The organism is Microcystis sp. M079S1 (assembly GCF_020246425.1).
Taxonomy (GTDB): Bacteria; Cyanobacteriota; Cyanobacteriia; order Cyanobacteriales; family Microcystaceae; genus Microcystis; species Microcystis aeruginosa.
The window spans coordinates 1-2,682 of the sequence record NZ_JADBSZ010000140.1; the positions used below are offsets into that span (position 1 = coordinate 1).

The 2,682-nt window shown below is 44.0% G+C and carries 3 protein-coding genes and 1 pseudogene; 3 read left to right on the plus strand and 1 reads right to left on the minus strand.

The features are described 5' to 3' along the window. Together IM456_RS09295 and IM456_RS09300 are read left to right on the plus strand one after the other, a co-directional pair. On the plus strand, positions 1 to 192 hold a 192-nt coding region (locus IM456_RS09295; protein ID WP_287712772.1), incomplete at its 5' end, for a DUF4351 domain-containing protein. Between the two features lie 130 nt (positions 193 to 322). Continuing rightward, the gene (locus IM456_RS09300) at positions 323 to 535 is read left to right on the plus strand and encodes a hypothetical protein (RefSeq protein ID WP_287694204.1); all 213 of its coding nucleotides are present in this window, start codon (positions 323 to 325) and stop codon (positions 533 to 535) included. 90 nt (positions 536 to 625) lie between these two features. On the opposite strand, the gene IM456_RS09305 is transcribed toward IM456_RS09300, so the two are convergent. Continuing rightward, on the minus strand, positions 626 to 1,840 hold the full coding sequence (locus IM456_RS09305; protein WP_287694208.1) for a hypothetical protein: 1,215 nt from the start codon (positions 1,838 to 1,840) through the stop codon (positions 626 to 628). A 422-nt stretch (positions 1,841 to 2,262) separates the two neighbouring features. On the opposite strand from IM456_RS09305, the pseudogene IM456_RS09310 reads away from it, so the two are divergent. Then, positions 2,263 to 2,541: pseudogene (locus IM456_RS09310) on the plus strand (flagellar assembly protein H); the annotation flags it as partial. Between the last annotated feature and the right edge of the window lie 141 nt (positions 2,542 to 2,682).

The window sequence follows — 2,682 nt, forward strand, 5'->3', positions numbered from 1 at the left end:
GAACAAGGTATTGAACGGGAAAAGACATTGATTCTTCGTCAACTTAAACGCAAGTTAGGGGAGATTAATCCTTCATTGGAAACTAAAATCATGGGGTTAAGTATTGATGATGTCGAAGTATTAGGAGAAGCTTTATTCGATTTCTCTACGGTTGAAGATTTAATCAATTGGTTAAATACTTTAACTGCTTAGTTTATGTTAGCCATTCCATCTTTGCATTTAGAAAACGGGTTTCTTCGAGAAACTATTTAGAAAACCCGTTTTCTTTGAGAAACCCGTTTTCTTGTCCTTTGAGAAACCCGTTTTCTAGCAATGTTAATTTTTGTTAGAACAAGGGAAGGAAATTGGTGCGTTAGAAAATGCCCGTGATTTTGTCAAAACAGTTTGGCAAGCTCCCTTAGATGAAGTTCCTTTAGATGTGGAACAATACCTGAATAAAGTTTCGGTACTATCTAAATTACAAGAGATTGTTAAATTAGCAGCTACCGCTAATTCTCTCGCAGAATTTAAGCAGTCTTTGGCAAAAATCCAATAAGAACATCTTACTCTAGGGTGCTGCACTGCCCACCCATTCACCTTTAAACCCTTATTTAATGGTGGTGGGCAATGCCTACCCCGGGAAAAACTACGGGGTGAGCGATATCGGTCTTCGGGCCTTTAAACGAATCCCGCACTGGCCTGTCGCGGAGGAACGTGCGAGCCGGTAATCGGTAGAGCGGCCCGTGGTTTTGTCCTTAACGCTGAAAGTGATCGAGCCATCTGACGACTGTTCGATACCGGCCGGTCCCTCTAGAAAAGCTCCCTCTCGAACGGTAGCGACCGGTTTGAAAGCGCCTTGTATTTCCACAAAAAGGGACTGACGGGTAATTCCCCACAACGGCTCCTTATCCACTTTTTGAAACAAACTCAACCAACTTCCGGCGAGTGTCTTGGGAACAGCGATCGCTATCGCCAGTGGCCCTGCTTTTATTTCCCTAAGAAAAGGAGCGCGGAAACGACCAGCGTTAGTTACGAAAGTTCTCCCAGAGTGAGTGCTGTCGATGTACCACCCAGTTATACCGTTCCGACTCCGCGCACTTTCTCCTGAAAGTATGGTGGTGACAGTAATCCCATCGTAAAAGAACAACTCATCTTTTATGCCTCTGAGCAAAATACCTCGTAATCGCGGGACATCATAAACGGGGTAAACAAGACTAGCACCCCGTGCGATCGACCCCATCTCTTTCGCTTTTCCAGCAATGATCTCCAAGGTGGTGAGGGATGATCGTCCCCAAAATGTAGCGGGATGACCAGTGATCAATACGCGATCCAACGCCTGGCTGTAAACTCCCTGAGCGAGGAGACAATTACCCCAGAAACGATGCCAAAACGAGCAGGGTCGCTCGTAGAGTTCGGGAAGTGCCTTCGGTGTACCAAGGGTAGGGGGGTTAGCATTCAGATCGAGCCGGGCCATGTAATCGATTTGTCCTCCATCGATCCAGAGCCAACCATCTTGTGTCGAAACCAGAGCGTCAATCTGGCCGTAATCGTATTGCGGGGCCCTCACCGATACCAGAGGCGTTGGAGTGCCTTTCCGTTTCAGTAGCAGGGTATCGACACCGGAGACGACTACCTCCAACGATTGGCCCCGCATTGGGATTGTTACTCGTGCTGTTTTATTCGGGGATAATGTTAATCTCGTCTCGGGTTTTCGCTCTACCGGTGAGAGGCAATATTTATCTAAAGGTTCGGCTATAACTCGCGGAATGTTAGCGACGAGAATTAAAAATAACAATCTAAAAATAGGTCGCCACCAATTCCGATAATCATCCCGACCAGCCAAAGAATTGTTAAATAACATAAGCGGTTTCTCCCGACGCTGATTGCCAGCCTTCTCGACGTATCCTTAACCTACATTCTCAACAGAGAAAACGGGTTTCTTCGAGAAACTATTTAGAAACCCGTTTTCTTTGAGAAACCCGTTTTCTTGTAATAAATGTTAATTTTTGTGATAGCACCCTTGAAAAATTGGGGATTGTTGCCACAAAATAGCCGCAGTCATCCTTTTCAGTCAATGTCATGACTTCTATCCTTTGGCCGATTTTTCCTGCCTTTTACGATGTTTTGTTCGATTTAGCTCAATCTGATGGATTTTGGGCGAATTTGGCAATCGCTGTAGGTTAAGGGGGTAAGGTCATAACAATCCGTTGCCAAAACCGACTTCTCAGAATATAATAGAGAAGAGTAGTCATTCATCGCTCAGATTAGTTAAGATGATATTACATGACTAATAATATTGACCATGACCGCTTATTTAAAGAGTTAATCTCCACCTTTTTTGTCGAATTTATCGAGTTATTTTTTCCTCAATTGATGGATTATTTAGATAGGGACTCGATTACTTTTTTAGACAAAGAAGTATTTACTGATGTCACGGAAGGAGAAAGGTATGAAAGCGATTTAGTCGCACAAGTTAAGTTTAGAGGAAAGGAATCTTTTTTTCTGATTCATGTAGAGGCGCAGGAAAGTTCCCGCAAGTGGTTTAATCGGCGAATGTTTACTGGTGGTGATTCGGTAGTAGTGATGGCGGCTTAATCCTTTGCCAGGTGTGCATTGTAGTCATGGATAAAATACCAAAGGGTTCCCCAACGTGATTCTCCATTTTTTTAGAGAAAGATAGACTCTCTCTCACCAACCGAGAAA

What these genes read in the sequence shown, in the direction of transcription:
- IM456_RS09305 (WP_287694208.1), bottom strand. Translation starts at nt 1,840, where the DNA reads ATGTTATTTAACAATTCTTTGGCTGGTCGGGATGATTATCGGAATTGG.